Genomic DNA, 15,895 nt, shown 5'->3' on the forward strand with positions numbered 1-15,895 from the left:
GGGTAGGAGGGGGTACGGCCTACTCCGCCCAGGTGCCGAAGACTTTTTCGAACAGGGCCTGCGCATCCTCGTCCTTTTCCAGGGTGATGATGGCGTTGCGGCCGGTGCCATAGACCACGGCAAGATCCATCCAGCGGCGGTTTTCGAGCAGGTCCGTGTTGGTTGCCGCATCGGCCGGCGTCGCGCTCAGCGCGAACAGGAACGAATTGCCCACCACGCGCGCCGAAGCGCCGACCAAAGCCGTGCCCGGCACCAGTTCCTGATCCTTGAGCAGCACGCCCGGCAGCGTGGAAATGTTGCCGCCGATAAAGGTGTCGCTCACCTTGAAATCGACTTCCATCAAGTGGCTGGCCGGCAGGCTGGGGTCGGAATTCTTGCGGATGGTGATGTCGACGCCCAGGTTGCGCGCCGGAATGCTGGCCGCCCCGACCAGGGTCGGCAGGCCAAGCTCATCTACCCCCTCGGTCCATTCCACCGTGCCCGAGAAAGGCACGGCGCCCGTCGTGCCATCCTGGCTGGCCTCGAGCAGCAGCGACTGGCTGCCGGCAAGCACCGCCGGATCGACAGAGGCAGCAGGATCGTTCGCGGCCATCGCGGTCGGTTCTTCGCCGGACAGGCGCTCCTCGGTCTTGATCTCGCCCCCGTTCACGTCGGGCAGCACGGTCTCGTTGCCGGTCGGCGTTACCGGTTCCGGCGTCGGCTCCAGCCGATCTTCGATCTGCAGGCCGCTGAGTTCGGCGCTGGGCTGATCCACCGTCGCTGCGGGCGCGGTATTGCCCGGCCCGGCCACGGCGTCGTCGCCGGTTTCCACGGCCGGCACCGGATCGAGCGTCGGGGTCGCCGGCGTCGTCTCGGCGGTCTCGGTCACCGGCGCCTGCGCCTGGCCGAACATCTGGTCGAGGTCGACATAGCCTTCGCGCCATGCCCAGAAGCCCGCACCGCCGACACCGGCAAGCAGGATGGCAAAGACCACGAGGAAAATCGTCAGGCCGGCGCCGCCACGCTGCGCCGGCGCATCGGCAAAGCCGGCATCGTCGCTGTCATCGGTCCCGACGGCTGCGGCAGGGGGGGCCTCAGCCGGATCGGGCAGGGTTGGAGCGGCTTCGCCGCGCGCTTCACGGTCGAGCACTTCAATAGCGCGCTCGATAACATCCTGCGCTTCGCTGGCATCGGGCTCGACATCGACTTCGCGCACGCTGGACAGGGCGGTCTCGACCGGCGCCGTCTCGATCACGTCGTCGGGCATCGCCACCTTCTGGCGGGCAACGGCATGGCCGCCCATCGATGGTTCGATCCGGCTGGCGACGCGCACCGGCTCGACCGCGGAATTGGCCGCCAGCGGAATGGCATCGCGGCGCGGCTCGAAGCTCGGTCCCTTGAGCGGGGGATCGAGCGGACGCACATTGGACGGTGACGGAACCGGCGATGTCGGGCCGGTCCGAACCGGCTGCACCCGACCGACAATGGTGGGGATCGGCCGCGCCTCCGGCTTGGCTTCGGGCGCCGGTTCAGGCTTGTCCGCCCCGGCATCGGCCGGCGTCACGGCCGCTCCGGAGACGGCCGAGGCCTGGCTGATGATATCCTCGATCGACATCGGGCCCACCGCGGCAGGCTTGGCCGTGGTCTCGTCGGGCTTGGACGCCTCTTCTACCGCCACCGGACCCGGCTTGGGCTTTTCTGCCTGGGCGGACGGCGGCGGCGCGGCTTCGGGTTTTGCCGGTTCGGCAGCCGCACGCGGTGCCAGCACCTGTTCGCGGCCCAGCGTAATCACCGCCTCGCTGGCTTCCTGTTCGACCTGGCGGATGCAATCTTCGAGCTGCAGGCGGTGCTGGGTGATGTCGCGCGCGGGCAATGGGGGCGTAATGGCGCGAAGCTGTCCGACCAGGGCCGAACGCGCCTTCTCGTAGACGGCCCGCCGGGCCGCCCCATTATTCTCCGGCAGCGCCGTTATGGCGCGGCGCAACAGCTCCTTGTAGTCCGCCATCGGTTAGTTGGTACTCACATTGCAGCGACACGTTGTAACAAAAAATCTCAATCTTGGAATGGGTCATGGACAAGGATGGTATCGACCCGTTCCGGGCTCGTCGACAGCATGGCAACCGGCGCCCCGATCTGTTCCTCGATATAGCGGACATATTTGATCGCCTGCGCCGGCAGATCGGCCCAGCTGCGGGCGCCTGCCGTGGTTTCCGACCAGCCTTCAAGCGTCTCGTAGATCGGCTTAACGCGGGCTTGTGCCCCCATTGAGGCAGGCAAATAATCAATCCGTGATCCGTCCAGCTCATAGCCGACGCAGACCTTGATCTCCTTGAGACCATCGAGCACGTCGAGCTTGGTAAGCGCGATTCCCGAAATGCCCGAGGTCTTGACCGTCTGGCGCACCAGCACGGCGTCGAACCAGCCGCAGCGGCGCGGCCGTCCGGTATTGACGCCGACCTCGCGGCCGACCGTCGCCAGATGGTGACCAACATCGTCATCCAGCTCGCAGGGAAACGGGCCCTCGCCGACGCGGGTCGTATAGGCCTTGGTGATGCCGAGCACATAGCCGATGGCCGTGGGGCCGAGACCCGAACCGGCCGCCGCCTGCCCGGCCACGGTGTTGGACGAGGTGACGAAGGGATAGGTGCCGTGATCATTGTCGAGCAGCGCGCCCTGCGCGCCCTCGAACAGGATGCGCGCGCCCGCCTTGCGCTGGTCATCCAGCACTTTCCAGACCTGATCCATGAAAGGCAGGATTTCGGCGGCAACTTCGGTCAGCTCGTCATAAATCTTCTGCGCTTCGATCTCGATCAGGCCCATGCCGCGGCGCAGCGCATTGTGATGGTTGAGCAGGCGCTCGATCTTGAGCATCAGCGTATCGGGCTCGGAAAGATCGATCAGGCGAATGGCGCGGCGGCCCACCTTGTCTTCATAGGCCGGGCCGATGCCGCGCTTGGTGGTGCCGATCTTGAGGCCGGAATTGGAATCCTCGCGGATGGCGTCGAGTTCGCGATGCAGCGACAGGATCAGCGGCGCATTGTCGGCAATGCGCAGAATTTCCGGGGTGATCTTCACGCCTTGCCCGCGCAGCTTGGCCATTTCCTGCACGAAATGGTGCGGATCGACGACGACGCCATTGCCGATGACACTCAGCTTGCCCTGCACCAGCCCCGAAGGCAGCAGCGCCAGCTTGTAGCTGACCCCGTCGATGACCAGTGTGTGGCCGGCATTGTGACCGCCGTGATAGCGCACCACCACATCGGCGCGCTCGGAAAGCCAGTCGACGATCTTGCCCTTGCCCTCGTCGCCCCACTGCGAGCCAACGACAACCACATTAGCCATTAGATTTACCTTCTCGTCAGGATTGGCACGACACAAGGGTCCGGCCGCCACGGCCGCACCCTTCTCCACTTGGACGTCTGTCCCACCGGCCACCTTTGGTAGAATTTTGCCGATGGCCGAATAGCTGCTAAGTCCGGTTGTCCTTACATCACCCGGGCGACGATGACAAAGCCGCTAGACCACCAAAATCGCGGCATATTTGCCGGACTGCTCGATCAACCCTATCTGCTGCTGATTCTGGCGCCCCTGTTCTGGGGCGGCAATGTGGTGGCCGCCAAGCTGGTGGTCGGCGAGATCGACCCCATCCTGCTGCTGGCCAGTCGCTGCGTGCTGGCGACGGCGGTCATCCTGCCCTTCGCCTGGCGCTATCTTATGGCCGACTGGGCCGTGGTGCGCCAGCACTGGCTGGTGCTGATGGCCTTCGGCGCCATTGGCTACGCGCTGTTCAACGTGTTTCTCTATATGGGCCTCACCACCACCACGGCGGTCAATTCGGCCATCGAGCAGGCCTCCCTGCCCATGCTGATTCTGGGCGCCAATTTCATCGTGTTCCGGGTGCGGGCAAGGTTGATCCAGATCCTGGGCGTCTTGCTGGCCATTTTCGGCGTCATCCTTACGGCCACCCATGGCGACCCGACGCGGCTGCTGCGGCTCGATGTCAATGTCGGCGACGGCTTCGTCATCCTCGCCTGCCTCGCCTACACCACCTATACGCTGGCTTTGCGCTTCCGGCCCAAAATGCACATCATGAGCTTCATGGCCGTGTCCTTCTTCGGGGCGGCAGTCACCGGGGTCATCATGCTGGCTTTTTCCGGCGGCGGGCTGGGCCAGGTGGCGACGCTTGGCCATGCTTCGCCCACCGTCTGGGCCGTCATCGCCTATGTGGCGATCTTCCCATCCATGTTCAGCCAGGTGTCCTATGCCCGCGGCGTGGAACTGGTGGGCGCCAACCGCGCCGCACCCAGCCACAACCTCATTCCGGTTTTCGGCACACTGGGCTCGGTGATCATCCTGGGCGAGCGGCTGGAACTCTATCACTATGTCGCCGCCGCCATCATCATCTGCGGCATCGTTCTGGCCGAATGGTCGGCGCGTCGGCGGGGTTAGGCAACCCCAAGCCATGTTCCCGACAAAGCGCCTCGATATCTGCGATTGTCCAATCCGCCTTCGGATTCAGCCGCATCTATTCGAGGCGCTTCGACTTGTCAGAACCGCAGCGCTTTCGCCTGCTTGACGCCTTCCAGCGCGGCGATTTCGGCGAGTTGCGGTTCGGTCAGGGTGCCGTCGATGGAGACCAGCGCAATGGCGTCGCCCCCGACATCGGCGCGGCCGAGGTTGAAGTTGGCGATATTGATGCCGAGCGTGCCCAGCAGCGTGCCCAGGCGACCGATATGGCCCGGCTTGTCCTCGTTGGTGACATAGAGCATGGACGGCGTCAGTTCGGCCTCCATGTTGATCTCCTTGACCTGGATGATACGCGACTTGCCATTGGCAAACAGCGTGCCGGCGACGCCGCGCGTCTGCCGCTCGGTGGTCACGGTCAGGCGAATATAGCCTTCATAGGCGCCCTGCTGGTCGCGGGTGGTGGTTTCCACCGTGATACCGCGATCCTTGGCGATCTGCGGCGCCGAGACCATGTTCACGTCGCCCAGCGAGGGCTTGAGCACGCCATTCACCGCCGCCGCGATCATCGGCTTGACGTTGAGATTGGCGACATTGCCCTCAAACTCGATCTTGATGCCGGTGATGGCCGTTTCGGTGAGCTGGCCGGCAAACAGGCCAAGATTTTCGGCGAGCTTGACCCACGGGGTCAGGATCGGGGCTTCCTCGGCCGAGATGGAGGGGAAGTTCAGCGCGTTGATGATTTCCCCGTTCATCAGATAGGCCGAGATTTGCTCGGCCACCTGCAAGGCCACGTTTTCCTGGGCTTCGCTGGTCGCCGCCCCCAGATGGGGCGTGCAGATGACATTGGGCAGCTCGAATAGCGGATTGTCCTGCGCCGGCTCGACGAGGAACACGTCGAGCGCCGCGCCGGCGACATGGCCGGACTTGAGGGCTTCATAGAGCGCCGCCTCGTCGATCAGGCCACCGCGGGCGCAATTGACGATCCGCACGCCCTTCTTGGTCTTGGCGAGATTTTCGGCGTTGAGAATGTTACGGGTCGCCTCAAGCAGAGGCGTATGCAGGGTGATGAAATCGGCGCGGGCCAGCAGCTCGTCCAGTGTCACCTTCTCGACGCCCAGCGCCTTGGCGCGTTCCGGCGACAGGAACGGATCGAACGAGATGACCTTCATCCGCAGGCCGATGGCCCGGTCAGCGACGATGGAGCCGATATTGCCGGCGCCGATCAGGCCGAGGGTCTTGTTGGTGACCTCGACGCCCATGAAGCGGTTCTTTTCCCACTTGCTGGCGCGGGTCGAGGCATCGGCTTCGGGAAGCTGGCGGGCCAGGGCCATCATCATGGCAATGGCATGTTCGGCCGTGGTGATCGAGTTGCCGAAGGGCGTGTTCATCACGATGATGCCCTTCTTGGTCGCCGCCGGAATATCGACATTGTCGACGCCGATGCCGGCCCGGCCGATGACCTTGAGATTGGTCGCCGCGGCGATGATCTTCTCGGTGATCTTGGAGGCCGAGCGGATCGCCAGGCCATCATACTGGCCAATGACTTCGAGCAGCTTGTCCTTGTCCTTGCCCAGATCGGGCAGGTAATCCACCTCCACGCCATTATCCTTGAAGATCTGGACGGCGGTGGGGCTGAGCTTGTCGGAAACGAGAACCTTGGGCATTGGGGTAATCCCTGAATGGAGTGTGTGGCCACAGGCCGGTGATAATCGAGAGACCCCCTCCCCGGCCCTCCCCTCAAGGGGGAGGGAGGCCCCAGCCACGAGGCTTCGAGTCGGCCTTCCCTCCCCCTTGAGGGGAGGGATCGAGGGAGGGGGTCGATGTATCTGGTTCAGGCGGCAGCCTTGCCCAGCGCCGCCAGCTCTTCGGCAAAGGCGTAATCCAGCCACGGCACCAGAGCGGCCAGGTCCGACGCTTCCACCGTGGAGCCGGCCCAGATGCGCAGGCCCGAGGGGGCGTCCTTGTAGGCGCCGATATCATAGGCCACGCCGGCCTTGTCGAGACGCGAAACGATGGCCTTGGCAAAGGCGGCCTGCTGATCGGCGGCCAGCGCCGTCACCGCCGGATCGACGATGGAGAAACACACAGAGGTATTGGAGCGGTTGGCCGGGTTCTTCGCCAGGAAATCGACCCACGGGGTTGCGGCAACCCAGTCGGCCAGCACCTTGAAATTGGCGTCGGCGCGGGCCTGCATGGCCTTGAGGCCACCGAGCGATTTACCCCATTCCATAGCGTCGATGGCATCTTCGATGCAGATCATCGAGGGCGTATTGATGGTCGCGGCCTCGAACACTTCCTCGAGCAGCTTGCCGCCCTTGGTGAGACGGAAAATCTTGGGCAGCGGACGATCGGGCTTGAACGTCTCCAGACGCTCGACGGCGCGCGGCGAAAGAATGAGAACGCCATGCGCGGCTTCGCCCCCCAGCGCCTTCTGCCAGGAGAAGGTGACGACATCGAGCTTGGCGAAATCGAGGTTCTGCGCGAAGGCCGCCGAAGTGGCGTCGCAGATGGTGAGGCCCTTGCGGTCGGCGGCGATCCAGTCGCCATTGGCGACGCGCACGCCCGACGTCGTGCCGTTCCAGGTGAAGACCACGTCGCGGTCGAAATCGACCTGATCGAGATCGGGCAGCTCGCCATAGGGGGCCTTGATGATGCGCGCATCATCGAGCTTGAGCTGCTTCTGTACGTCGGTGACCCAGCCTTCGCCGAACGATTCCCAGGCCAGCATGTCGACGCCGCGGGCGCCGAGCATGGACCACAAAGCCATTTCCACGGCGCCGGTATCGGAAGCCGGCACGATGCCGATGCGGTAATCGGCCGGAACTTCGAGCAGTTCGCGCGTCAGGTCGATGGCGCGCTGGATGCGGGCCTTGCCCGGCTTGGAGCGGTGCGAGCGACCCACCAGCGCATTGGCCAGCGCCTCAACCGTCCAGCCAGGACGCTTGGCACAGGGGCCCGACGAAAAATTCGGATTAGCCGGTTTCACCGCCGGCGCGGTCAGGGGCATTGCAGCCATATCAAACGACCCTCCCAGGTCTATGCGTCTCGCGTTAGGGCGAGATGTCCTGAGGCGGGAGATACGCCCGATGGGGCATAGCCGTCAATGGGCTTCTTTGTCGGGTCGCTGCTGCTGTATAGCGCCACGCCCTCGTGGTTCGAGGCGCCGAAGAGGCGCACCTCACCATGAGGGCTACTGGAGCATTGAGCCAGGAGTAGCCGTCATGGTGAGGCGGGAGCGTAGCGACCATCGAACCACGAGGGCGTGGCACTACCCACATTGATGCGCCCCTAGCCGATCCTGCCGCCCAACTCGTCCTCGATATGGATGCGGATGATCTCGTCGAAGCTGGTTTCGCCGGTAAAACCCAGCCTCCTGGCGCGGCTGGCCTCGAAAGCCTTGGGCCAGCCGGCGACGATATCGGCGATGACCGCGTCGGGCACCCGCTGGATCAGCCCCGCGGCTTTCGCACCGGCAACCCGCTCCAGCGCGGCGATTTCCTCGCCCACGGTGGCGGCGAGGCCCGGCATGGTCAGGTTGCGCTGGTTGCCCAGCAGCGCCGTATCCATCGCCGCGGCATGCAGCAGGAAGCCGACGGCGGCACGCGGGCTGGCAAACCAGTGTCGCACGCTGTCGGCCACCGGCAGGACGGCCGGCTGCCCCGCAAGCGGCTCGCGCAGGATGCCGGAGAAGAAGCCGGAGGCCGCCTTGTTGGGCTTACCGGGGCGCACCACGATGGTCGGCAGGCGAATGCCGACGCCGTCGACGAAACCGCGCCGCGAATAGTCGGACAGCAGCAGTTCGCAAATGGCCTTCTGCGTGCCGTAGCTGGTGAGCGGGGTGAGGTGATGGGTATCGCCGATGACTTCGGGCAAGGGTTCGCCGAACACGGCAATGGACGAGGTGAACACCAGGCGCGGCCGGTAGGGCGCGGCCTGGCCGGCATGGCGGATCGCTTCCAGCAGGTGGCGCGTGCCGTCAAGATTGATGCGGTAGCCCTTCTCGAAATCGGCCTCCGCCTCGCCCGACACGATGGCGGCGAGGTGAAAGATCAGGTCGGGCCGGTCGGCCACCAATTGCCCCGCCACCTCGGGAACCGAGAGGTCGACGGCCGCGGTGGTGATCGTGATGGGGGATGGCGGAGCGGTGGGGGCGACGACGTCGGCCAGCGCCAGGTGGCTGATCGCCTGCCCGCCGACCTGCCCTGTCGCGAGCAGCGCCGCCACCAGCTTGCGCCCGACCATGCCTGCCGCGCCGATCACCAGAACCTTCATCACGCCTCCGCCTGTTGGCCCCCATCTGCTATCAAGGCCGGACGCCTGTCCAGCCGGACAAGCAAAACCGACGCCCAGTGGGCGCCGGTCTGAAGCAGGCTAGCAGGCGGGCCGTGGCTGTCCCGCACGCCCCGATCAGTTGAAGCGGTAGCGCACCGTGCCCCGCACTTCATGCGTCCAGGCATTGGCGATGGAATAAGGATTGGCCGGGGTGCTGTTGGCGAGCGAATTGATGTAGAGGGCCCGGTAGCCGATATCGGCAACGACCTGGCCGAAATCATAGCCTGCGCCGATCATGCCCGCCGCCGCGAAGCTGGTATTGCCGCCACGCGTATCGGGCACGCCCGGACCGGTAGTGATCATGCTGTTGAAGGCCACGCCGGCACCCGCGCCGACATAGCCGAACGCACCGCCTGCAGCGCCATAGCCGCCATTGCCGAAGCCGAAGTCGTAATAGGCGTTGGCCAGCAGGACAGTGGAGCGCAGCGACAGCTTGTGGACGCCATTGGCCAGGTTTGCCGAGCCGGCAATGGTGGTCTGCAGGCCTTCATTGACGAGATAGTCGCCGGTCACGTCGAAGCGCAGGCCGGTTCCGGTCTCGAAGCCCGCGCCGGCACCGATGGAATAGCCATAGCCCCAGCCATCGATGGCGAAGACCGTGTCGGGAATGCCCGAAGGATGGGTCACTTCCTTGGCCCAGAGCAGGTTCAGGCCGGCGCTGCCGCGCAGGTAGAACGAACCGGACACGCCGTAATCCACATCGGGGATTTCGATGATGGGCGGATAGTAGGGAAGATCGGCGGCGATCGCCTGCCCACCAATGACAGCGGCTCCCGCCACCATCATCGTAGCGATGAACTTACGCATGTGAAACGTCCTCTGGATTGCCACGACACGAGTCGATTGCAGCCCAATATCGGATAAGTTCCTTAAAGCGCGCTTAACCTAAAAGCTTAACCCTAATGAGAGCACAACAGCACCATCGTAGTTAACCGTAAGTAAAGCCGTGCGTCATGCGACGTCGCGGATTGCCGCTTCGATCTGGGAAACCACGGCCGTCACCAGCGACGCGTCGTCGGCCTCGCCCATGACGCGGATGACCGGCTCGGTGCCCGAGGCGCGCACCACCAGCCGCCCGCCATTGCCCAGCATGGCCTCCGCATCGGCGATGGCCTGGATAACCTGCTTGTGCTCCAGCGGCTTGCCGGACTTGAACTTGACGCTGCGCAGCAGTTGCGGAACCTTGGTGAAACGGGCGCAAATCTCGGAAACGCTGCGCTCCCGCTGCTTGAGCACCGCCAGCAGTTGCAAAGCCGCCACCAGGCCATCGCCCGTGGTGGTGAAATCGGACAGGATGATGTGGCCCGATTGCTCGCCGCCCACATTGAAGCCCTTGCTCCGCATGGCTTCAAGTACGTAGCGGTCGCCGACCTGGGTGCGTTCGAGCGTAAGCCCCAGCGAGGTCAGGTAGCGTTCGAGACCGAGATTGGACATGACGGTAGCGACGATGCCCCCGCCGACGAGCATTTCACGCTCCAGCCAGCTCTGGGCGATCACCGCCATGAACTGGTCGCCATCGACCACATCGCCCTTCTCATCGACGATGATGACGCGGTCGGCATCCCCGTCGAGGGCAATGCCGATATCGGCGCGCACTTCCTTGACCTTGGCCGCCACGGCCTCGGGCGCGGTGGAGCCGACCTTGTCGTTGATGTTGAAGCCATCGGGCCGGTCGCCGATGGTGAAGACTTCGGCGCCCAGTTCCCACAGCGCCACCGGAGCGACCTTGTAGGCCGCGCCATTGGCGCAATCGAGCACGACACGCAGGCCGGCCAGGTCGGTGCCGCGCGGCAGGGTGCGCTTGGCATATTCGATGTAACGGGTGCGCGCTTCCTCGTCGCGATGGGCCCGGCCGATATCGCGGCCATGTGCCAGCAGCGCGGTCATGTCGCTGTCGATCAGCCGTTCGATCTCCAGTTCGACCTGGTCACTGAGCTTATAGCCGTCGGGACGGAACAGCTTGATGCCATTGTCGTCATAGGGATTGTGCGAGGCCGAGATCATCACACCCAGGTCGGCGCGCAGCGAGCGCGTCAGCATGGCGACGGCAGGGGTCGGCATCGGACCGAGGAAGTATACGTCCATCCCCACCGCGGTAAAGCCGGCGCCCAGCGCGCTTTCGATCATGTAGCCGGAGCGGCGCGTATCCTTGCCGATCACCACGCGATTGCGATGGTCGCCGCGAACGAAGGTGTGGCCGGCCGCCATGCCGACGCGCAGCGCGAGCTCAGGCGTCAGCTTGGCGCCATTGGCCAGGCCACGAATTCCGTCGGTACCGAAATATTTGCGTGCCATAGCGTGTGCTCCCCCGAACCGGCAATTCCGGTCGCGTCCAGTAATACCACTTTGGGGCGAAATAGCGGATATTGCCGTCAAGTAAAAGGGCCGCCTTGCAGCGACCCTTAAAAGTGTTATGCCCTTAGCTGTTGGGCTGCGGCTCGAGGCCGGGCTCGGGCGGCGCATCGGGACGCTTCCTGCCCGCCTTGCCGGCCGACGGCACGCCGCTGGCCTTGGTCGTCGGTCCGCTATCGTCCGGACGGATCGGCTGCTGGCCATCCATCAGCGCGCGCAGCTCATCGCCGGTCAGCGTCTCGTATTCGAGCAGCGCCTGGGCGATCGCCTCCCATTGGTCGTGGTAGGTAGTGAGGATATCCTTGGCCGAAGCCTCGCCATCCTCGATCAGCTTGCGCACTTCCTGGTCGATGATCCGGGCCGTGTCATCCGACATATGCTGGCTCTGCGTCACCGAATGGCCAAGGAACACTTCCTGGTCATTGCTCTTGTAGCGCACGCGGCCGAGCTTCTCGCTCATGCCCCATTCCATCACCATCGAGCGGGCAAGGCTGGTGGCCATCTGGATATCGCCCGAGGCGCCCGAGGTGACCTTTTCCGGGCCGAACTTGATGATCTCGGCCTCACGGCCGCCGAACAGCATGGTGAGACGGGCCAGGGCCTTTTCACGGCTGAACGAATAGCTGTCGCTTTCCGGCAGGGTCATCACCATGCCCAGGGCACGGCCGCGCGGAATGATCGTCGCCTTGTGGATGGGGTCGATGCCCGCAACCTTGAGCGCGATGATGGCGTGGCCGGCCTCGTGATAGGCGGTCAGCTTCTTCTCGTCCTCGGACATGGCCATGGTCCGGCGCTCGGCGCCCATCATGATCTTGTCCTTGGCGTCTTCGAATTCGGCATGGGTGACGAAGCGCTTGTTGCGCCGCGCCGCCATCAGCGCCGCCTCGTTGACGAGGTTCATCAGGTCAGCACCGGAGAAACCGGGCGTGCCGCGCGCCAGCACCTTGAGATCCACATCGGGCGCCAGCGGCACCTTGCGGACATGAACCTTGAGCACCTTTTCGCGGCCCGAGACATCGGGGTTCGGCACCACGACCTGGCGGTCGAAGCGGCCGGGACGCAGCAAAGCCGGGTCCAGCACGTCGGGACGGTTGGTGGCGGCGATGAGGATGATGCCCTCATTGGCCTCGAAACCATCCATCTCGACCAGCAGCTGGTTGAGCGTCTGTTCGCGTTCGTCGTTACCACCGCCGAGACCGGCGCCACGCTGGCGGCCGACGGCGTCGATTTCGTCGATGAAGATGATGCAGGGCGCGTTCTTCTTGGCCTGCTCGAACATGTCGCGGACGCGGCTGGCGCCGACACCGACGAACATTTCCACAAAGTCCGAACCGGAGATCGTGAAGAACGGCACATTGGCCTCGCCAGCCACCGAGCGGGCCAGCAACGTCTTACCGGTACCCGGCGGGCCGACCAGCAGCACGCCGCGCGGAATACGGCCGCCCAGGCGCTGGAACTTGCCCGGATCGCGCAGGAATTCAACGATTTCCTCGAGATCCTGCTTGGCTTCGTCCACGCCGGCCACGTCCTCGAACGTCACCTTGCCATGCGTTTCGGTGAGCAGCTTGGCGCGCGACTTGCCGAAGCCCATCGCGCCGCCACGGCCACCGCCCTGCATCTGGCGGATGAAGAAGAACCACACGCCGATAATGACGATGAAGGGCAGCCAGGAGCTGAGCAGGATCGACCAGAACGGGCTCGATTCCGGCGCGCGGGCCGTGATCGAGACGCCCTTGTCTTCCAGGCGATTGATGACATCGGCGCCGGCGGGCAACACGGTTTCGAACCGCGTGCCGTCCCGCAGGGAGCCCGACACGAGATCGTCGGTAATGGTGACGCTGGTGACGCTGCCGGCTTCGACATCGGTGACGAACTGGCTGTAGCTCTTGTCGGAAACCGACGTCGAGCGGGTCGAGGATTGAAAGACCTGGAACAGGCCCATCAGCATAAAGAGTATGACCAGCCAGATGGCGAAGTTGCGGAAGTTTCCGTTCATCAATCCTGTCCCGGAGAAGCCGGCGCGAAGAGGGCGCGGCGCGTGTGCCGAATGTATGTCCGGCATTGGGGCGTTACAAGGGCAAGACCTGCGGTCCTTTGGGTGTCCCGTCCAGTCATAATGTCGCGATTGGGTTAATACGCGGTGGGGATTCGGTTGGTTCCATCAGGACGTACAGAGGTCCGCCTGCAATGCGGCTCGTGCTTGCGGGACGTTTCGAGATGACCCGTGAGGGTTGATCTGGCGCCTCCCTCCCCCTTGAGGGGAGGGATTGAGGGTGGGGGTGTCGAGGGTTCCGCAAGCATCGAGATGGTGGAGACCTCGACACCCCCACCCTGCTCGATTCAACGGACTTAGCTGAAGCTAAGTCCTATCTCGCTTCCCTCCCCTCAAGGGGGAGGGTGGGGCCGGTGGGCGACGCAAATAGTGCAACCACGGCACCAGGATCAATCGATCAGCAGTTGCACGGTGATCCGCTCATCGAACGACCAGCCGCCCAGCGACAGCACACCGCCCTCCGCGTTGCGCACGATCGGCGCCGTGCGGATGGCTTCGGGCGGGGCGGTGACCTTGAAACCGAGGAATTCCTCGAGGCGATGGCGCGGCAGGTAATCGGCGACGCTGGCGGTGAGGCCGGCCTCGGGCGAGGTGTTGATGATGCGGAAGCGCTCGTCCCAGACCAGTTCGCCATGCGGGGCCAGCGGGGCATCTGGCGGCAGCGCCCGGCCGGGCTCGCGCGCCACGACGACGGCATCGTCCTTGAGGCGGATGACGCAGCCAAGGACCGTGGTGGCCTTGGCGAGGCCGGCTGCGGCAATGGTCTGGCGCAGGCGCTCGACCTGGCCCAGGGCGCGCGGCTTCTGGCGGCCGCCCACGATGTTGAGCACGCGGCCGAGAAGGCGCGTGGAAATGGCGGGGCTGAGGCCGACGAACGGCATGAGCTCGATCCGCGCGGCCCCGAACCCGTCCAGCCGCACGATTTCGGTGAAGCAGCCATCCGCCATCTGGACGATTGCTGCGTCGGCTTCGGCCATGCGGGCGGCGAACACGGCCAGCGCGCCGGCGTCGAGGCCCAGGGCTGCCAGTTGAGGCATGGCCTGGCGCCAGCGGACGCGCTCGTAATGCGGATCGGTATTGGAGGGGTCCTGGGCCGGCGTGAGCCCTGCCCCGTCGACCACCGCGCGTAGGGCAGCCGGATCGACAGCAAGCAGCGGGCGATGCACGCGCACGCCTTCGATTTCGGTCATTTCGGTCATGCCCTTGAGGCCCTCGATGCCGCTGCCATGCGCCATGCGCATCAGCACCGTCTCGGCCTGGTCGTGGCGGTGATGAGCGGTGAGCAGCACAGTCGCGCCATCCGCCTGCATGGCGGCACCCATCAGGCGGTAGCGCGCAATGCGGGCGGCCTCCTGCACCCCGGTCGCGGGCTTGGGTCCGGTCCAGGCCAGGCCGCGCGCGGCAAGGCCCAGCCCCTCGGCAACCCGCAGCACCATGGCGACTTCGCCAGCCGCTTCGGGGCGCAATCCGTGATCGACCGAGTAGACGAAAAGCCGGGGCGCAGCGGAAAGGCTCGCGGCCCAGCGCTGCGCCAGCACCATGAGGGCGAGGCTGTCAGCCCCGCCCGAAACGGCAAGGGCGATAGCCGGCTCATTCGCCACCGCAGCGAACAAGGCATCGCGCCCTGCCACGTCCTCGAAAGAAGCCGTCATGCGGGCGGGCATTCGGCCCGTGTCTTCTCCTCGCCCAGCCGCGTGACGAAGGCGGGCGCGAGCGTGGTGTAGCGCTTGTCGATCTCGGCAAAGGTGCGGCACGCGGTTTCCCGCTCGCCGGCGCCCGATAGCGACATGCCCAGCTTGAGCAGCAGGTCGGGCGCGCGCGGGCTGTCCGGGGCCTTCTGGAAGGCGGCGAGCAGCACTTCGGCGGCCTCGTCATAGGCGGCACGCCCGATCAGCACGTCACCGAGGAAATTGGCGGCGTCGGTGGCCTGGGCGCTATCGGGATAGAGCGACAGGAACTGGCTGAACTGATCTTCGGCAAAAGCATAATCGCCCTTGGTGAAGGCGTCGTAGCCGGCGGCGAACTGGGCATCGGCATCGGCATTGCCGGACTTGGCCGCCGCCGGATCAAAGCTCAGATTCATCGGCTGGCCAGTGGTGAGGTCGACGCCACCCGCCGCGCCGGTGCCCACCAGCGGATCGGCGGATTCGCCCAGCGCATCGGCCGGCGCCGCGCTGCCATCGGTAAAGGTTGGGTCGAACTCGGCCTCGCCGGGCAGCGGCTGCACGCCCTGCTCGGGAATATCGGTCAGCGGCACGCCGTCGGCGTCGGCCGGGATGGCATTGGGGTCCTGCGGCAGTGCCTCGGGCTGCGTCACGCCGCCCGCTTGGCCTGCCGCATCAGGTTTTGGGCCGGCACCGCCTTCCAGCGCCTGGAAGCGGAATTCATTGTCTTCCTGCATGCGATTGAGGATTTCCTGCAGCTGGGTGAGCTGGAAGGTCAGGCCCTCGATCTGCCCGTTCTGCAGGCGGAGCTGTTCTTCGAGCTGCTGGATGCGCACCATGAGCTGCGCCGCATCCTGGGTCTGGGCCACATGGATGCGGGCGGGCGCGGCATTGGTCAGGGTCAGCCCCCCCAGCTCGGCCGGCGGCAGGGGCGTCACCTGGGCGGCCATGCCCGGAACGGTGATGCCGAGGGCGAGCGCCAGCGTGCAAAGCGCGGTGCGTCCCCTTTTGAGATAGACCGATAACTTCAAACGACGCCTCCAAACGC

General features: G+C 65.2%; 11 protein-coding genes. 1 reads left to right on the forward strand and 10 read right to left on the reverse strand.

The features are described 5' to 3' along the window. Nucleotides 1-19: 19 nt before the first annotated feature. Together ASD80_RS16960 and ASD80_RS16965 are read right to left on the reverse strand one after the other, a co-directional pair. Nucleotides 20-1,984: a hypothetical protein gene (locus ASD80_RS16960; RefSeq protein ID WP_056235544.1), complete on the reverse strand. Its 1,965-nt coding sequence runs from the start codon at nt 1,982-1,984 to the stop codon at nt 20-22. A gap of 47 nt (nt 1,985-2,031) precedes the next feature. After that, the gene (locus ASD80_RS16965) at nt 2,032-3,321 is read right to left on the reverse strand and encodes an adenylosuccinate synthase (protein WP_056235547.1); all 1,290 of its coding nucleotides are present in this window, start codon (nt 3,319-3,321) and stop codon (nt 2,032-2,034) included. A gap of 162 nt (nt 3,322-3,483) precedes the next feature. On the opposite strand from ASD80_RS16965, the gene ASD80_RS16970 reads away from it, so the two are divergent. Beyond that, a complete protein-coding gene (locus ASD80_RS16970; protein ID WP_056235550.1) occupies nt 3,484-4,428 on the forward strand; it encodes a DMT family transporter in 945 nt (314 codons plus the stop codon). Between the two features lie 98 nt (nt 4,429-4,526). Here ASD80_RS16970 and serA read toward each other — a convergent pair whose 3' ends face one another. The 8 genes from serA to ASD80_RS17010 form a co-directional block, all read right to left on the reverse strand. Continuing rightward, the gene (gene serA, locus ASD80_RS16975; RefSeq protein ID WP_056235553.1) at nt 4,527-6,110 is read right to left on the reverse strand and encodes a phosphoglycerate dehydrogenase; all 1,584 of its coding nucleotides are present in this window, start codon (nt 6,108-6,110) and stop codon (nt 4,527-4,529) included. 167 nt (nt 6,111-6,277) lie between these two features. Next, nucleotides 6,278-7,453 (reverse strand): phosphoserine transaminase, encoded by a 1,176-nt coding sequence (locus ASD80_RS16980; RefSeq protein ID WP_056235556.1) that lies wholly within the window; start codon nt 7,451-7,453, stop codon nt 6,278-6,280. 281 nt (nt 7,454-7,734) lie between these two features. After that, entirely contained in the window at nt 7,735-8,718 is a 984-nt protein-coding gene (denD, locus tag ASD80_RS16985) for a D-erythronate dehydrogenase (protein ID WP_056235557.1), read from the reverse strand. A gap of 135 nt (nt 8,719-8,853) precedes the next feature. Further along, a complete protein-coding gene (locus ASD80_RS16990) occupies nt 8,854-9,585 on the reverse strand; it encodes a hypothetical protein (RefSeq protein ID WP_056235559.1) in 732 nt (243 codons plus the stop codon). Nucleotides 9,586-9,729: 144 nt separating this feature from the next. Next, nucleotides 9,730-11,073, reverse strand: a complete 1,344-nt coding sequence (glmM, locus tag ASD80_RS16995) for a phosphoglucosamine mutase (protein ID WP_056235562.1) — start codon at nt 11,071-11,073, stop codon at nt 9,730-9,732. Between the two features lie 124 nt (nt 11,074-11,197). Next, a complete protein-coding gene (ftsH, locus tag ASD80_RS17000; protein WP_056235565.1) occupies nt 11,198-13,126 on the reverse strand; it encodes an ATP-dependent zinc metalloprotease FtsH in 1,929 nt (642 codons plus the stop codon). A gap of 446 nt (nt 13,127-13,572) precedes the next feature. Further along, nucleotides 13,573-14,835, reverse strand: a complete 1,263-nt coding sequence (tilS, locus tag ASD80_RS17005; RefSeq protein WP_056235567.1) for a tRNA lysidine(34) synthetase TilS — start codon at nt 14,833-14,835, stop codon at nt 13,573-13,575. Next, nucleotides 14,832-15,878: a tetratricopeptide repeat protein gene (locus ASD80_RS17010; RefSeq protein WP_056235570.1), complete on the reverse strand. Its 1,047-nt coding sequence runs from the start codon at nt 15,876-15,878 to the stop codon at nt 14,832-14,834. The genes tilS and ASD80_RS17010 overlap by 4 nt, the downstream gene beginning before the upstream one ends. Nucleotides 15,879-15,895 lie beyond the last annotated feature (17 nt).

Origin of the sequence: Devosia sp. Root635, from assembly GCF_001427605.1 — a bacterium.
Lineage (GTDB): Bacteria > Pseudomonadota > Alphaproteobacteria > Rhizobiales > Devosiaceae > Devosia.